This window comes from Acinetobacter sp. 24-47-66, from assembly GCF_056779755.1.
Genome location: NZ_JBWYIL010000007.1, coordinates 115,188 through 131,929 on the forward strand (window position 1 = coordinate 115,188; position 16,742 = coordinate 131,929).

The 16,742-nt window shown below is 41.3% G+C and carries 13 protein-coding genes and 2 tRNA genes; 4 read left to right on the top strand and 11 right to left on the bottom strand.

The window, feature by feature from the left end:
* Positions 1 to 10: 10 nt before the first annotated feature.
* The 4 genes from AC1M84_RS08560 to glyQ all read right to left on the bottom strand — a co-directional run bounded on the left by AC1M84_RS08560 (position 11) and on the right by glyQ (position 4,213).
* Positions 11 to 649, bottom strand: a complete 639-nt coding sequence (locus AC1M84_RS08560; protein WP_481594850.1) for a YaaC family protein — start codon at positions 647 to 649, stop codon at positions 11 to 13.
* Entirely contained in the window at positions 636 to 1,100 is a 465-nt protein-coding gene (locus tag AC1M84_RS08565; RefSeq protein ID WP_481594837.1) for a YaaC family protein, read from the bottom strand. The genes AC1M84_RS08560 and AC1M84_RS08565 overlap by 14 nt, the downstream gene beginning before the upstream one ends.
* Positions 1,101 to 1,166: 66 nt before the next feature.
* Complete coding sequence (gene glyS / locus AC1M84_RS08570; RefSeq protein WP_481594838.1) at positions 1,167 to 3,236, bottom strand: glycine--tRNA ligase subunit beta; 2,070 nt, start codon at positions 3,234 to 3,236, stop codon at positions 1,167 to 1,169.
* The gene (glyQ, locus tag AC1M84_RS08575) at positions 3,236 to 4,213 is read right to left on the bottom strand and encodes a glycine--tRNA ligase subunit alpha (protein WP_035264216.1); all 978 of its coding nucleotides are present in this window, start codon (positions 4,211 to 4,213) and stop codon (positions 3,236 to 3,238) included. Before glyQ ends, glyS begins: the two co-directional genes overlap by 1 nt.
* 314 nt (positions 4,214 to 4,527) lie before the next feature.
* On the opposite strand from glyQ, the gene AC1M84_RS08580 reads away from it, so the two are divergent.
* Both AC1M84_RS08580 and AC1M84_RS08585 read left to right on the top strand, forming a co-directional pair.
* A complete protein-coding gene (locus tag AC1M84_RS08580) occupies positions 4,528 to 5,355 on the top strand; it encodes a transglutaminase-like domain-containing protein (protein ID WP_035264213.1) in 828 nt (275 codons plus the stop codon).
* A gap of 198 nt (positions 5,356 to 5,553) precedes the next feature.
* Positions 5,554 to 6,663 carry an HPP family protein gene (locus AC1M84_RS08585; RefSeq protein ID WP_035264211.1) on the top strand — a complete coding sequence of 370 codons (1,110 nt, stop codon included), beginning with the start codon at positions 5,554 to 5,556 and terminating at the stop codon, positions 6,661 to 6,663.
* Between the two features lie 68 nt (positions 6,664 to 6,731).
* Here AC1M84_RS08585 and AC1M84_RS08590 read toward each other — a convergent pair whose 3' ends face one another.
* From AC1M84_RS08590 to AC1M84_RS08600, 3 genes are all read right to left on the bottom strand, one after another.
* Complete coding sequence (locus AC1M84_RS08590) at positions 6,732 to 8,141, bottom strand: SLC13 family permease (protein ID WP_035264209.1); 1,410 nt, start codon at positions 8,139 to 8,141, stop codon at positions 6,732 to 6,734.
* Positions 8,142 to 8,238: 97 nt separating this feature from the next.
* Complete coding sequence (locus tag AC1M84_RS08595; protein ID WP_481594839.1) at positions 8,239 to 9,021, bottom strand: sulfite exporter TauE/SafE family protein; 783 nt, start codon at positions 9,019 to 9,021, stop codon at positions 8,239 to 8,241.
* 147 nt (positions 9,022 to 9,168) lie between these two features.
* A complete protein-coding gene (locus AC1M84_RS08600) occupies positions 9,169 to 9,432 on the bottom strand; it encodes a PspC domain-containing protein (RefSeq protein WP_035264203.1) in 264 nt (87 codons plus the stop codon).
* A 270-nt stretch (positions 9,433 to 9,702) separates the two neighbouring features.
* On the opposite strand from AC1M84_RS08600, the gene AC1M84_RS08605 reads away from it, so the two are divergent.
* A complete protein-coding gene (locus tag AC1M84_RS08605; protein WP_092766699.1) occupies positions 9,703 to 10,314 on the top strand; it encodes a hypothetical protein in 612 nt (203 codons plus the stop codon).
* Positions 10,315 to 10,405: 91 nt separating this feature from the next.
* Here AC1M84_RS08605 and AC1M84_RS08610 read toward each other — a convergent pair.
* The 4 genes from AC1M84_RS08610 to AC1M84_RS08625 all read right to left on the bottom strand — a co-directional run bounded on the left by AC1M84_RS08610 (position 10,406) and on the right by AC1M84_RS08625 (position 16,128).
* Positions 10,406 to 10,481, bottom strand: a tRNA-Lys gene (locus AC1M84_RS08610).
* Positions 10,482 to 10,500: 19 nt separating this feature from the next.
* Positions 10,501 to 10,576: transfer RNA gene (locus AC1M84_RS08615), tRNA-Lys, on the bottom strand.
* 130 nt (positions 10,577 to 10,706) lie between these two features.
* Positions 10,707 to 12,548, bottom strand: a complete 1,842-nt coding sequence (locus AC1M84_RS08620) for a long-chain-acyl-CoA synthetase (RefSeq protein ID WP_481594840.1) — start codon at positions 12,546 to 12,548, stop codon at positions 10,707 to 10,709.
* 205 nt (positions 12,549 to 12,753) lie between these two features.
* A complete protein-coding gene (locus AC1M84_RS08625; RefSeq protein WP_481594841.1) occupies positions 12,754 to 16,128 on the bottom strand; it encodes an Rne/Rng family ribonuclease in 3,375 nt (1,124 codons plus the stop codon).
* 66 nt (positions 16,129 to 16,194) lie between these two features.
* Between AC1M84_RS08625 and AC1M84_RS08630 the strand changes: the two genes are divergently transcribed.
* The gene (locus AC1M84_RS08630; RefSeq protein WP_179998737.1) at positions 16,195 to 16,332 is read left to right on the top strand and encodes a hypothetical protein; all 138 of its coding nucleotides are present in this window, start codon (positions 16,195 to 16,197) and stop codon (positions 16,330 to 16,332) included.
* The last annotated feature ends 410 nt before the right edge of the window (positions 16,333 to 16,742 follow it).

Below are 16,742 nucleotides of genomic sequence, written 5' to 3' on the forward strand. Positions count from 1 at the left end.
CATAATTTTCTTATATCGTGCTCATAGGGGTTATGGATGAAAAAGGCATTACGCATTCTTTTTCTAATAAAATAGAACATAACTGAAATAAAAATTGATTAGGGGATAAATTAACAAATTCACTAACAATAGGTCTTAATGTACCTTCTAATAAGTCATTCGCTTCAGTAGGTCTATAGCGTGCAACGGTTCCAAGATAAAACATGCATAATAATGTATATGATAAATGTGGAAGTTTTGGAGAAGTAAGATCAACGTAATAACGATATCCCATACTCGTTAAAATTGGCTCTATATCAAAATCACAATATTCTTTTAATATGTTTTGATAAATTGTATTAATATTCTGTTGGTTAAAGGGTTTTTTCTTTATGGATCGAAATACTATTTTACCATCGCGTGGGTAACCATCTCTAAAATATGAGCGTCTATTACTTTTCAAAAATTTATTAGTATCGACTTTTGTTTTTTGTTCATTATCAATTATGACTTCTGTAAATAATTTATTACGATCAGAATTCGTTAAAATTTCTATGTGAACAGGAAGTAATTTTCGTTTAGATACAAGACCTAATCCATGACACAAGCTATGAATCTCGGGAATATTTTGAACAGCATCTTCGAATTTTATATTATCAATTTGAGAGATTTTTTTTTCCTAGTAATTCTGAAAATCTTGAAAAAATATTAATGGCATTTTGAATGTTTGGTTTAACTTGAATTTCACCTTTAGTTCCCAGGGGCAGATTTAAACCATGATGTTCATGTACTGTTTCTAGTTCAATTTTTTTGTAGGATAAAAAGCATTTAACTAAATTAAGCATCCCATAGTAAAGAAGAGTGGCTCTAGTCTGTAATAAAATACTATTTGCAGCTTTATAAAATGATTCAGCTAGCGAGGAGAAGTAAAGCGCTCTTTCTAAAAAGAGTTTATTTTCTCCACGACTGTTCTTAATTTTTTGTTGAATATGAGAGTTGATCAATGACCAAGGATCACTTGTTAATACTTGTTGATCACCTGCGTTGAGGTTGGCAAAAGAAAAACGTAATTTATTATATTTAAATAAAGCTATTTCGCCTTTTTCTAATTGTTTACTCATTTTCAACTCAATAAAAAACCCGCTATCAAGATAGCGAGTTTTTTGAGCAATTACAATCTGTAACGATTAGTGCTGTAACACTGAAATATCAGCAACTTTCGTAAACAAGTCACGAAGTTGAGCAAGCATGCGTAAACGGTTCGCTTTTAATTCAGCATCATCTGCCATGACCATCACACCATCAAAGAATGCGTCAACTGGCGCACGAAGTGCAGCAAGTGCAGACAACGCAGCAGTGTAGTCTTTGGCAGCAAATAATGGCTCAACCACAGGCGTGATTTTCGCAAGTTCAGCGAACAATGCTTTCTCAGCATCTTCAACCAAGTTTGCTTCAACCACAGCGCCTTCAGGTGCAGCTTCTTTCGCAAGAATGTTTGCAACACGCTTATTCGCAGCAGCAAGCGCAGCCGCTTCAGGTAATGCACGGAAATGATTTACCGCATTTACACGCTTATCAAAATCAAGTGGTGATTTTGGTGACAACGCTTGAACCGCTTGAATCACATCTACAGCTACGCCTTGGTCTTCGTATTTCGCACGGTAACGACCTTCAAGGAATGCAACAGCATCATTTAGTGTCTTATCATGATCTTTCAATACATCGCCATAAGCAGCAAGTGCAAGTTTGATCAAATCTTCAATCGATACATCAAGCTCGTTTTCAGTCACTAGACGTAAAATACCAATCGCAGAACGACGCAGTGCAAACGGGTCTTTAGAACCTGTAGGTGCTTGACCAATACCAAAAATACCTGTGAGCGTATCTAAACGGTCAGCAAGGGCAATCGTTGTACCTGTCTTCGTTTTAGGTAAAACGTCACCTGCAAATTTAGGTAAATACTGCTCACCTAAAGACTCAGCAACTTCATCATTTTCGCCTTCAAGACGTGCGTAGTAAGTGCCTGCAATCCCTTGAAGTTCAGGGAATTCACCCACGAGTTCAGACGTTAAGTCACATTTTGCAAGAAGCGCAGCTTTTTCAGCGTCTTCCGCTTTTGCACCAGTGATAGGCGCGAGTGCTACAGCGAGTTTTGCAATACGTTCAGACTTGTTCCAAAGCGTACCCAATTCTGCTTGGAAGACCATGTTCGCCAATTTCTCTTTACGAGAAGCAAGCGGTTGTTTTTGGTCTTGTAAGAAGAAAAATTCAGCATCAGACAAACGTGGACGAACCACTTTCTCGTTACCTTCAATAATTTGTGTCGGGTCTTTCGACTCAATGTTTGACACAGTAATGAAGTATGGTTGAAGTTTATTGTCGCTGTTTACTAAGCAGAAGTACTTTTGGTTGTCCTGCATTGTTGTGATGAGTGCTTCTTGAGGAACAGCAAGGAAACGTTCTTCAAAGCTAGCACGAAGCGCAACTGGCCATTCAACCAATGCAGTCACTTCGTCACGAAGGTCACTTGGCACAATCGCAATTGCATTCACTTCATCAGCCAAGGCTTTGACTTGACCGTCAATGATTGCTTGACGCTCTTCAAAGTTTGCCACAACGTAAGCCGCTTTTAACTTCGCTAAGTATTCATCAGCGTGCGTTAAAGTAATTGCTTCAGGCGCATGGAAATGATGACCGAAAGTGACGTTACCTGCTTTGTGATCTTGAATTGTTGCATCAATCACGTCGTTGTCTTTTAACAACACAACCCATTTTACAGGACGTACAAATTCAGTACGGCTTGCAGCAGAACGCATACGTTTAGCGATTGGAAGGTTGTCTAAAGCTGCTTGTAAAATTTGCGGTAAAAGTACGTCTAGGCTTTGACCTTTCACATCTTTTAAGTAGCAAACTTTTTCAACTTTACCTGCTTGGAATGTCGATACTTGATCAACCGTGATGCCTTGACCACGCATAAAGCCTTCTAAAGCTTTCGTTGGGTTGCCTTCAGCATCAAACGCTGCTTGTTTCGCAGGGCCATCAAAACGTTTTTGCGTGTCAGCTTGCGCGCCATCAACGTTTACGATTTTAAGGGCAAGACGACGTGGTGCTGCATAGGCTTCGATCGAGTCGAATGCAAGACCTGCATCTTTTAAGCCTTTTACAGTTTCAGCTTGCAGTGCATCACGTAATTTTTTTAAGCTTTTTGGTGGAAGTTCTTCACAACCTAATTCGAACAAAACGGTATGTTTAGACATTATTTGCTCTCCTCAGATTTTGCTTCTGCTTCAACTTGTGCCTTTAACTGTGCCAATACTTCATCACGTAGTGCTGGTTCTGCCATTGGGAAACCAAGTTCCGCACGTGCAGCCACATAAGCATTTGCAATTGAACGCGCCAATGTACGTACACGTAAAATATAACGCTGACGTTCAGTCACAGAAATCGCACCACGTGCATCGAGTAAGTTAAAGCTATGCGACGCTTTAACCACTTGCTCATACGCAGGAAGTGGAAGTTTTGCTTCGATTAAACGTGTTGCTTCAGTTTCATAGAAATCGAAGAGTTCAAACAGTTTATCAACAGGTGCGTATTCAAAATTATAAGTGGATTGTTCAACTTCATTTTGATGGAATACATCGCCATAAGTGACTGTACCGAACTGACCTTTGGTCCAAACCAAATCATATACAGAATCAACACCTTGCAAGTACATTGCAAGACGCTCTAAACCGTAGGTGATTTCGCCAGTTACAGGGTAGCACTCAACACCACCAACTTGTTGGAAGTAAGTAAACTGCGTCACTTCCATACCGTTAAGCCATACTTCCCAACCTAAGCCCCACGCGCCAAGCGTTGGAGATTCCCAGTTGTCTTCTACAAAACGAATGTCGTGTACTAAGGGATCAATTCCGATCGCTTTAAGCGAGTCAAGATACAACTGTTGGATGTTGTCTGGGTTTGGCTTAAGTACCACTTGGAATTGGTAGTAATGTTGCAAACGGTTTGGGTTTTCACCATAACGACCGTCTTTCGGACGACGTGAAGGTTGAACGTATGCAGCGTTCCAAGTTTCAGGCCCTAATGCGCGTAGGAAAGTTGCAGTGTGGAATGTACCTGCACCCATTTCCATGTCGTAAGGCTGTAACACGACGCAGCCTTGCTCCGCCCAGTAGTTTTGTAAGGCAAGAATTAAGCCTTGGAAGGTATCAATATGCGATATGGCGCGACTCATGGTCATCCACTTAAAATTAGAGAAAAATTGTGCTTGATTATAAGGATTTTACAGGGGAGTGGCAAAGGGTTAATACGCTGAAAATATTTTGGAAAAAATTAAAATGGTCTTGATTCATGCCAGATTTTGCGCGGCTTTGCTGCAATTTTATGCTAGATCAGCAATGGGGTGAGATCTAAAAATCAGGAATAAATCAGATGTATAGCATCCTGTTCACTGAAGCGCGATAAAGTTAAACTGATCTCATACGATTGCGGTCTTAGAATTAGTTAAATCTTCACACAATATAATAATGCCTAATAATAAGGAACTTCATGACCACTTACCAAATTCAGTGTCATTTGAAATACAAGATTGTGCAACCTACCGAATTTATTTTTATGGTTCAGGTCGCCCATCATCCCGATCAGAATATTCTCGAAGAACAGCTCACCATGAATATGCCGGTCAAATGGCATGAATTTCGGGATGCTCAGCATCAAAACCGTCATATCCGGTTGCAACTCGAGCCTTGTGAGGCATTTGAACTGAATTATAGCGCGACAGTTACCCGTCAGCCGTGCATTCCTGTTGATCTGAGACAAAACCTGAATGAAGTCAAAATTCCAGACCTGCCAGATGAAGTACTACCTTATTTGCTGGCCAGCCGCTATTGCAATTCAGATTTATTACTAGAAATGGCGAAACGCTCATTTGGCTGGATGACACCCGGCTATACGCGTGTAAAAGCCATCGAACAGTGGATTTATAACAATATTTTTTATGTCTCTGGCTGCTCTGACCAGTTTACGACTGCGACGGATGTACTGATCCACCGGGCGGGGGTATGCCGTGACTTTGCCCATTTAGGCATTGCGCTGTGCCGTGCTTTAGGAATTCCGGCACGCATGGTAGTCGGTTATGTGGAAATTGAAAAGTTTTTACCTGATTTTCATGCCATTTTTGAAGCCTATCTGGAAGGAGGATGGGTGCAGTTTGATCCGACCCGTTTAGCTCCAGTCGACGAGCTGATTCGCATTGGCACCGGGGTAGATGCCGGAGATGTGGCATTCTCAACCTATTATGGTCAGGTCGAGCTGCTTAAAATCGAGCCTCTGATTAAACCTGAATGCGATAGCGGCGCTGAGGCTAAAATTACCTGACATGAATGATCTTATTGAAAATCCTATGAGGAGTTGAACCGTAAAAGAGAACTAGATGGATGACTGTTGCCTGGAGAGAGACTTGGCTTTTTAAACAGCATCCATTTAAGTGTAATTAAAAGATATAAAATGAATACATCTTTAAAGCGACTAGTTTTATAATGCGCAAAATCTGTAAACATTAAAATCAGGCGCGCCGTGTTCCATTCCAATCTTGACTGGCTCAATACCTTAAAACCGAATTTTAAAGTTCTTCCACTCAAAGACCGTTTACTCTGCGGTATTGGGGCACTACTGGGTCTCACGGTATCGTCATTACTGAGTTTATGGATTCTGGGTGATTTTGAAGCCTGGTATATTGCGCCGATGGGGGCCTCATCTGTGCTGCTGTTTGCAGTTCCGGCCAGTCCCTTGGCACAGCCCTGGAATATTCTGGTAGGTAATACTATTGCTGCGGTAGTGGGTGTGACCTGTGCCTTGTTTATTGCCAGTCCGACTGAAGCTTTTAGTCTGGCGGTGGCCTTGGCCATTATCCTGATGATGACCACAGATTCCCTACATCCACCCAGTGGTGCTGTCGCCATTACGGCGGTACTCGGCGGCAATGCGGTCCATGAACTCGGCTATGCTTTCGTTTTCTATCCGGTGCTGCTGAATTCGATCTTATTGATGGTAATTGCGATCGTCTTTAATCGAATGATTGGCAAGCGTTATCCGCAGCAGGCGCAATTGAATACCCGTTCCAAAGATCCGACCCCGACCCAGAAAGTCACTATTCAGCCGCAAGATATTCAGGAAGTACTAGATCAGCAAACCGAGCTGCTGGACATTAGTGAATATGACCTGCAAAAGATTATTCTGGAAGCGCAGGACCGAGCCAATGCCCGTGCGGTCAACCAGTTTACTTGTCAGGACATTATGACCAAAGACGTGGTGACCTTGCATGCCAATGATGATATTCAGCATGCACTGGACAAGTTTAAGCAGATGAACCTGATGAGCCTGCCGGTGGTTAATGCGGAAGGCAAGCTGGTGGGAACGCTGGCCATGTATCAGGTGGTAGAATGGTTTAAACGTGCTGCAGATGTGCGCAGCAGCTGGGAACATCAGGTCAAACATATTATGACCCGCAAGGTAGTCACAGTGCAGCCATTGCAGCCGATTCAGGATCTGGTGCCCTATTTTGTGGAACGTTCTTTTAACTATATCCCGGTAGTGAGCGAGCAGCGTCTGGTCGGAATTATTAGCCGTGCAGATATTATCGCTGCCCTGAATCAGGAACTAAACCATTTTAAAATGAGAGCTTAAAACTGTTTTAGATTGTCCTAAAAAGCACCCAAGGGTGCTTTTTATTTGGAATCTGGATTTATTTAAACTTAGATAAAGAACCAGTAAATAAACAGGGAAACCAAGAAAATACACATGATATTCAGGACGAACCCGACTTTCATCATTTCACTTTGTTGAATATGGCCAGTACCAAACACAATCGCATTCGGTGGTGTCGCAACAGGAAGCATAAATGCACAAGAAGCACCAATGCCGATCACAATAACTAAAATTTCCTTAGGCATGCCCATTTGATCTGCAATCGCTGCAAATACTGGTACTAACAGTGCAGCTGATGCAGTGTTACTGGTGAATTCAGTCAAGAAGATAATGAACGTAGCGACGACGAAAATAATGAGGAGTGGGGAGGCATCACCAAAGGCATTGGCAAGCGTTTGACCAAGCACCAATGAACTGCCTGAATCTTTTAAAATTGCACTGAGGGTTAAACCACCTCCAAATAGAAATAAGACGCCCCAATCTGTATTTTCAGCGACTTGTTTCCATGTTGCAGTACCGATAATCACGACCAAGCATGCTGCTAACACAGCAATCCAGGTATCAGGTTGAGTGATACCAAAAGTATCGGTGAGCTTTTTACTGAAGATCCAAGCGATAGCTGTGCAGACAAACAATATCATTGTTGCAATTCGGGTGCCTGTCCAAGGGATATCCTCAGTCACAAATTGCACTTTATGATTGAGCTTAGGTCTAAGTACCAGATAAAGACTCAAGAGCATGGCAGGTAAAATAAGAAGCATCATCGGTAAACCGATTTTCATCCAATCTGCAAAATCATAGTCTAAAGCTTTTGCTGCAATTGCATTTGGTGGAGAGCCAACCATGGTCCCTAAGCCACCAATACTTGCAGAATAGGCAATACCTAACAGGATAAAAACAAATGTTTTTCGATCTCGACTGACATCTAAATGTGAAAGTAAACCAAGGGCAAGTGGAAGCATCATTGCTGCAGTCGCCGTATTTGAAATCCACATAGATAAAAGTGCTGTTACAGCAAAAATCGCTATTACAGAGATGCCGAGATGACCACCAGACATAGAGATGATCCACATCGCAATTTTTTTATCGAGCTTTTGAATATGCAGCGCGGTCGCTAATGCGAAGCCACCAAAAAATAAAAAAATCACAGGATCTGCAAATGTAGCTAATGCCGCTTGTGTTGTGATTGGTATAAGCTCATCGCCTTTAGCCATAGGCATCGCGAGAAGAACTGCGAGTACGGGTACCAATAGGGCGGTAATCGTGATGTGGATGGCCTCAGTCAGCCATAAAATGCCGATAAAGCAGAGTAATGCCAAACCTTTATTGGCATTTTCATCATAGGGTAAGACTTGATAGAGTCCATAAGAAATAAAAGCGGCGATCAATATCAACACCCAACCTTTGATGAGCCCTTTAGGCATCATGTTGGTTGGGGTCGCGAGTTGTTCCGTCATATTCGCTCCTTTTGAATGTCGCTATAGGTTTTATAGTTGCATGTATTAAACTTCTTAATTCTGAAGAATGAATATCCTTATCACTTTTCAAAATATACTATTTAAACAATGAAATCGATTGTTCTAATAAATTATAGCTTTGCCACAGGGCTTGAATACCGAGCAAAAGTAATAGGATCAATACTGTATTTTTAAAAAACTGTTGAGAGATGTGTTGCCTGATCAGTCCGCCGATCCATACCCCAAATATTGCAAAAACACAGATCAACATGACTAAAAGTTGTTGATGCTCATCAATATTGACCAAAATTGGGTAAAGTAGAAGGAGTTGTATCAATTTGCTGGCGATAAAGCTTAAATTACTCACGATCACAATATCGGTTTTACTCAGCTGACAGCTGAGTAAATACATCATTAGAAATGGTGCCATTGCATTGGTAGCACCACCGATAAAGCCTGCTAACAGACCGAATATCAGCATATTGAGCACTGACGGGCTGACGGTGAATGAATGTTGTCGTAATTGATCAATCACATACAGCACCATCACTATGCCAAGTAAAAGCTTTAAATAACCTTCATTGAGCCACAATAAAAGTTTTACCCCAAGCAGACTGCCAACTAAGCTACTTAGAATAAGGGGGAAAAATCTTATGCTGTAGTGTTGAATGCTCTGCCATATTGAATACTGAGGGTGAGCAGTTAGCAGAATTAAATTTAAAATGAGGCAGGGAAGAATGACCAAAGTGACAGCGAGGCTGAGCGGGAGTTGAGTAGAGAGTACGGCGGTACTCATCATGGGAAAGCCGAAACCGCTCAGGCCATGTAATAATGCGGCCAGTGCGCATAGCCACAATACCATCCATTCCGACTGTGCCATTGATTGTCCATATTTGTTGTTTTGTTCAAGTTAGCGCTATTTTGAGAAAGATGCAAAATGAGAATAAAAAAAACACGATAATTGGGGGAAATTATCGTGTTGAAAAACTCACCCGAGGTTGTGTGGGTGATTGAGGGTAAACTCAAGTTAAAGCGGTGATCTGTCCTGATGTACAGTGCGCATTGGACGATCATAAGTATCTGAATGTTCGTGCTGAACTTTATTTTTTGGCATCACTAACCAAAGCACTAAGTACACTAAAATTCCTGGAAATGCAGCGCTCATCACTGACACTAGAACAAAAATAATTCGTAATAAATTCGCATTCCAACCAAAACGTTCAGCAATACCGCCCATCACACCAGCAATCATGTTAGAGCGGTTTGAGCGATATAAACCAACATTGGCCATTGAGTTCTCCTTTAGAACCTAAAATAGTCATGAAATAGACTTCGCAATTTCTCTTTAACGTTTGTCTATACATTTTATATGGAGAATAATTTTTAGTTTTAAAGGAGATTATTCACAAAATATCGTAATTTTATGTAATGAAAAAGATAAAACCTTGATGTGGTATAGGTTCTGGATAATTAGACAGAACATGCTAATACTTGTATATCCCTATTTTATAAGGATAATATTTTTATACATCGCAATTTATGAAATGGCTCAAGATATAAAATGATGAATTTAAATTTTAAAGTTCATTCAATCTCAATGTTCAGCATTATCGCCATCATGAATATTGCACTTGCAGCATGTAGCCAGAATGAATCGCCACACATTGAACACATCAACCAAATTCAGGAGTCGCATACGCCTGAGTCTTCTAACTCATTAACGAATGTCGCAGGTAAGGCACGGCCTCCAATTCAAGAGAAAGCGGATACAACACCGCAGTCTGTTGCTAAAGAATGGCAAAAATTTGTAGGTCGTTACCAAACCACGATGCAATGTGATGATGGCTTTGCTCGTTGTGATAAGGGAGAAGCTGAGTTTATTATCAATTTATTGGCTGATGGCACAGCTCATCGTATTTTTATGCATCGTGGTAAGGTTGAATTTACAACGCAACGTCAATATCGCCAAGACCGTTGGTTGTACGATCCGCATCACCATCAAATCATTATTTTGAGAGAGAGTGGGGTTCAATTTTTTTACGATTTGGATGAGCAGGGTAATATGGTCATGGATCTTGATAAAATTGCCAATGCAACGCAAGTGAACCAAACTTTTTTTAAAGACAATCCGCTTCCGTCACGTGCATATACTTTGCAACGTCAAAAGCTTTGAAGATATAAGAATTGATACTCTATGAGGGTAGCTTGTATTATATTTCAGGCAATAAAAAAGCCTTTCAAGATGAAAGGCTTTTTTAAGAATCTGGTGGGTCGTCCGCGACTCGAACGCGGGACCAACGGATTAAAAGTCCGCTGCTCTACCAACTGAGCTAACGACCCATAGGGGTTTCAAAATAAGTGGTGGGTCGTCCGCGACTCGAACGCGGGACCAACGGATTAAAAGTCCGCTGCTCTACCAACTGAGCTAACGACCCATCTCGTTTTGATGTTGCGTATTTTAGCAAGTTATTTGAGTAGCGCAAGTAAAAAATATAAAACTTTGTTACGTTTGGCTAGAAATGACACAATTTCGTGTTTTCTAGCCAAAAAACAATCGATTTTAGCTTAAAAACGATATTTATACTGTTCAATATTTTTCAGAATCTCTTCATTTAAATCGCAATATGCATCTTCATTTGGTAATAAAACCAAAATACGATCTGAAGTTTTGTCTGGAAAATAAGCTTCTTCCTTTAACTTACTCTTTTGATATTTAAATGTTCCTGTAGTTTCGAGTGTTTTCTGTACACGTAAGAACACTGGAACTGCATAGCTAGGCAAAGACTTCTTAAAGAACTGAGCCATATCGGATAAATCTTGCTCATTTAGTTCAGCACCTTCTGCTAAAGTGATGGCTGCCATACCTGCACGACCGTTAGTATTTGGAATCTCAACGCCGTATACCACTGCTTCTGTGATCTTTTCATAATCACTACAAATATTTTCAACCTCAGTTGTAGAGACATTCTCACCTTTCCAGCGGAAGGTATCACCGAGACGGTCAACAAATTGAGCATGGCGGCACCCGATATCTCGCACGAGGTCACCTGTGATGAAATAAGAATCTCCTTTGGTAAAAACATCATGCATGATCGAGGATTTATTCTTTTCTGGATCGGTATAACCATCAAAGGGCGAGCGATTGGTAATTTTACCAATCAATAAGCCTGTTTCACCTTTTTTGACTTTAATACAATGACCTTTTGCATCACGAATAGGAGCTTCTTTTTCCTTGTCATATTGGATAATGGCATAAGGAATAGGAGAGAAACCTACGGTATTGTCGAAGTTTAAAATATTGGAAAAGCCGACATTGCCTTCACTTGAAGCATAAAGTTCGAGTACTTCTTCAATGCCAAAGCGATTTTTAAATTTATCCCAAATATTTGGACGCATGCCGTTACCAATCATCTTAGTGACGCGATGATTGCGATCTTGGTGTGATTCGGGTGCATCTAGAAGATAGCGACATAGCTCACCAACATAACCAATTGCTGATGCATTAAATTTTTGAACATCTTTCCAAAAAGAAGAGGTTGAGAACTTACGACGAATCGCTAGTGTCGAACTACCAGCAATTACACCACACCAGCACACTACCATGCCTGTAGCATGATAAAGCGGTAAAGTGACATACATAACGTCATCTTTATTTAGATTGAGGACATGACCATATGTGCCATACGCTAACATCCAACGACTATTGGTAAAGACTACGGCTTTTGGTAAACCTGTTGTGCCAGACGTATAGATATAGAATAAGCCGTCAGCACCAGTCACCTTATGTGTTTCAGATAGATTATCTTTAGATTCAGATAAAATTTCTTGTGCAAGATTATGATAGCCTTCAGGTGCTTGACCAGCATTTTGGTGTGTATTTTGATCAGCAAACCAATAGAGCTTATCTTTTGCGACAGTCAGTTGTTCGCGTACTTCATCGACAGCTTCACGGCATTCTTCACCGACAATTACGCCGATTGGTTTAACCAAATTAATACTATGGGTAAGTACCTTACCTGTTTGAGACGTATTGACGAGCGCTGAAACAACCCCAATTTTTGCAAGACCAATGACGGTGGCAATAAGTTCACTGCGGTTTTCAACAATGACCGCAATCACATCACCTTTTTTTGCACCCTTAGCGATGTAGTAGTGTGCAATTTGGTTTGCCCAATCATTTAGTTGTTGGTAGGTATATTTCTGATCTTCACATAACAGCGCAATACCTTGAGGATTTTTTTGCGCTGCACGCTCAAAAGCGAGGGCAAGACCTGCTGGCGTTTTAGGAGTACGTAAATAAGCCTGTTTGAGCCCGACAAGAATATTTGGCAACTTCGTGACCAAATGTGGGAGTCGTGCTGCTACGTCTTTGATTCCAATGAGATCGTTTTGATAAGTCTGGCTCATACTGGTCCTATTTTTTGTGATATTCCGTTTAGTCTTTAATTTTTCGCAAGTTTTTTACTTGGTTTTGTCACTGAATATCTTATCCATTTTGAAAAATTGATCAATTCTGAACAGGATTTTTCAGTCAAAACTTTAAAGACCATAACAAAAAAACCTAGCCACCGTAATGACTAGGTTTGTCAAAAGCTAATGTAGTTTAAGCAAATTACTCAGCTGATGGTGTTGCTTTTTTTGGTGGGCGACCACGAGGGCGACGCGGACGAACAGGTTTATCTTCTTCCTGCTGTTCTGCATCATCCTTATCTGCTTCAGCTTGTGCAGATTTATCTTCAGCACTTACGGCAACTTCTGCCACTTCAACTTTCGCAGTTTCTGCTTCTGTAGACGCAACTTCAGTTGATTCTGAAGATTTTTCTTCAGGTTGCTGTTCTGAAGAAGTTTGAACTTTTTCTTCAGTCTTCACTTCAGATTGAGTCACTTCAGCTGATGGTGTTGCTGTTTCTTGATGTGCAACTTCAGATGTTGCATCAGCTGCTTGTGGAGCATCCGTAACAGGTGCTTCAACTTTCACGGCTTCTTGTGCTGCAACTTCTTCAAGGCGCGCTTGTTTTGCTTGCTCTGCTGCAAGTTTTGCAAGACGACGACGCTCACGTGGATCGTTTGCAACACGCTTATCAGACACTGGTTTTGGAGGTGTTAAGTCCAACACAGGTGCAGGCTCTTTTTCAGCTGGAGCTTGTTGAACAGCGACATCACGTGTTACTGGTTTTTTCTCAGTAGCAGGTTCAGCAGATTGAGTATTTAAACTCGCTGCATACTGTTCAGTGAACTTTTGCAATGCGCGATTGAAGGTTGGAATTAATCCAAACTGTTCAATCAATACAGAGCAATCCGCACCATAAACATGTTGAATTAAACTTAAAACCGTATGTTGTGCTAAAGCTGGCACTTGTGAAGGGCGAAGCTTCGGCGCATCTGATTTTGCTTTCTGGTCATGTTGATGCTTGTTACGACGACGTTGACGTGGGTCGTTACTTGCACGTTGTGGTGCTTGTTGAGGTTTAACCTCAGCTTCAATGACAGGTTCATCAACCGTAATTTCCACTTGAGGTGCTGACACTTCAGCGTCTGTCACAACAGGTGCTGGAGCAGTTGCTACAGGTGCTGCTACTTCAAGCGTTAATGCAACAATCTCACTTTGTGCTTGATCAACATTAACCACTAACGCTGTTTTAAGCTCATCATTACGAGGTACATCAATTAAATCAACTTTAACTTGAGCTTCTGGAGCAACAGGTGCTGAAGATTGCTCTTGATTTAATACACTTTGATCGCGGTGACGATTTGGACGTTGTGGACGTTGTGCATTACGGTCACGACGTGGCACAGCTTGTTCAGTTTGTGCTTCGAAAGCTGTCTCGTTTTGTTGAGGGCGCTTTTGATGACGTTTCTGATCACGCTGTTCTTGGCGTTGCTCATGACGGTTTTCATTGCGTGACTCATGACGATTGTCTTGACGTTGTTCATGGCGAGGTGCCTGTACAACTTCTTCAATCACATGTTGATCTGCATTAACTTCGCGTGTGTCACGTTGCTTATTGCGATTTTTCTTGTTATGACGTTGTGGACGCTCGTCTTTTTCAGCTTGACGTTCTTGGTCGCGTGTATCATTTTTCGCAACAGGCGTATGTGAAATATACGCATTTGTTTCAACTGGTGCAGATGCTTCAATTGCCACAGGTGTCACAGGTGCAATTTGACCGAATTGACCACGACTTACGGCACCACCGTTCACCATTTGTTCAATTGCAGCCGCTGCAGAATTGGCTGTACGAGATTGATCAATCGTACTCGCTTGTTTTTGAACAAACAGATTTTCTAACCATGCGCATGGGCTAGTTGCTGGAGCAGCTGCTGGCGCAGTTTTTTGTGCTACCGCAGGTTGTGTAGCATTTTGATTGTTTTTATGACGCTTATAGCCTTTTTCCTGCGTTACAGGGGCATGCGTAGGTGGAGCTGTATGCTCTTCTTCTAAGTGCCATTCTGAAGACTCATAACCCAACTCTTTTTCACTAGAACGAGTCGCTTCAGTACGTTCATAGCTGGTTGGTGCAAAGCCTTCAGGATTATACGAGATTTCGTAATGTGGCGTTTCTAAATGCGGGTGAGGGAGTACAGTCACACGTACATTTGAAGTTTGCTCCAAATATACGAGGCTATGACGTTTTTCATTGAGAAGGAATGCTGCAATTTCAACAGGAACTTCTACTTGAACTTCACCTTGACGCTCACGAAGTGCAATTTCTTCAACTTTACGCATGATCGAAAGTGAAAGAGAACGCAAGTCACGAACCATACCTGTGCCATGACAACGTGGACATACATAGCCAGTCGCTTCTTCTAAAGAAGGGCGTAAACGTTGGCGACTCATTTCCATTAAGCCGAAACGAGACAATTGACCGAACTGGATACGTGCACGATCACTTTGAGTTGATTCACGCAGTTTCGCTTCAACCATACGTTGATTGCGTTCTTTGGTCATATCAATGAAGTCAATCACGACCAGACCACCGATATCACGTAAGCGAAGTTGGCGAGCGATCTCTTCTGCTGCTTCTAAGTTAGTACTAAGCGCAGTTTCCTCTACATCGTGACCACGAGTAGATTTTGCAGAGTTAATATCGATCGAAACCAATGCTTCTGTTTGGTCAATGACAATTGAACCACCAGAAGGAAGTTTCACCTCACGCTCGTAAGCTGTTTGAATTTGACTTTCGATACCAAAATGAGCAAATAAAGGCTCATTCAAAGTATATGTTTTTAACTTGTCTAATTGGTTCGGCATCACGGCTTTAACAAAGTTATAGGCTTCGTTATAAGCTTGTTCAGAATCAATTAAAATTTCTGCAACATCATCACGTAAATAGTCGCGAATTGCACGAGTAACTACACCAGCTTCCTGATGAACCAACATTGGAGAAGGGCCAGAATTTGCTGTACTTTGGATGCGTGCCCAAAGATCGAGAAGGTGCTGAAGATCAAGTTGAAGCTCTTCTTGTGAGCGACCAATCCCTGCAGTACGTACAATCACGCTCATACCACGAGGTACATTTAAAGACGCCAACATTTCTTTCAATTCTTCACGAACTGAACCAGAAATTTGACGACTAATACCACCACCTTTCGGGTTGTTTGGCATTAAGACCAAGTAACGACCCGCAAGGGAAATAAAAGTTGAGAGAGCAGCGCCTTTGTTGCCACGTTCCTCTTTTTCAACTTGAACTAAAAGCTCAGTACCTTCAGTGATTAACTCACGAATGTTTGAAGTTTGACGAGGGTCAGCTTTGTAATATGAGTTTGCGATTTCACGCATTGAAAGAAAGCCTTGACGGCCTGCACCATATTCTACAAACACAGCTTCAAGAGATGGCTCAACGCGAGTCACATGACCTTTGTAGATATTGGCTTTCTTTTGTTCACGAGTACGATTTTCTAAATCGAAATCGTAAAGACGGTGACCAGTGATGAGTGCAACGCGAACTTCTTCGGCATGTGTTGCATTGATCAACATACGTTTCATGGGTGTAACACCTAATAGTGATACACAAGCAAAACATCGCGATTTACGTAGCGAACATCAACCCGCATGGATCAATTCCTAGATCACCATAATCAGTTTGATCTAAGTGTATTACCGGCCTTTATTGATGGGCTTCGGTATTTTGATTCACGTATTGATGATGGCAATACGGCTTTAATCCTGTCACTGATTAAAGAAGCCTGAACATTCACTGGCGGACTAACGGTGCATTGGATGTTCATTACTTTCACTGTCACATTGCTCGAAGATCATCTCTTCAATTTTTTGATAGAGTGTCTTGATACGGAATTATCGTCGTATCTTTACAAATTGTGCAGATCCAATGCATCTAACGTTATAGCCTGAATGAGAAATCAGGTTGCGACCATTCTGATGTGTATCAGTTAACGTTTAAAAACCAACATAATTGTTGGCGACATATTTTTTTAAACAAACTGATTTATGTGCAAAAGCACAATTAAACGCAACAGTTTGTCTTTTTGCCGATATAATAAGCCTTCGGCGTTGGCATATTCTTTTGGGACCATTCCGAGTTTATGCTAAACAAAAATTTAGTTTGAATTTCAAAATTTTGAAATCTCTAAACAAATGTT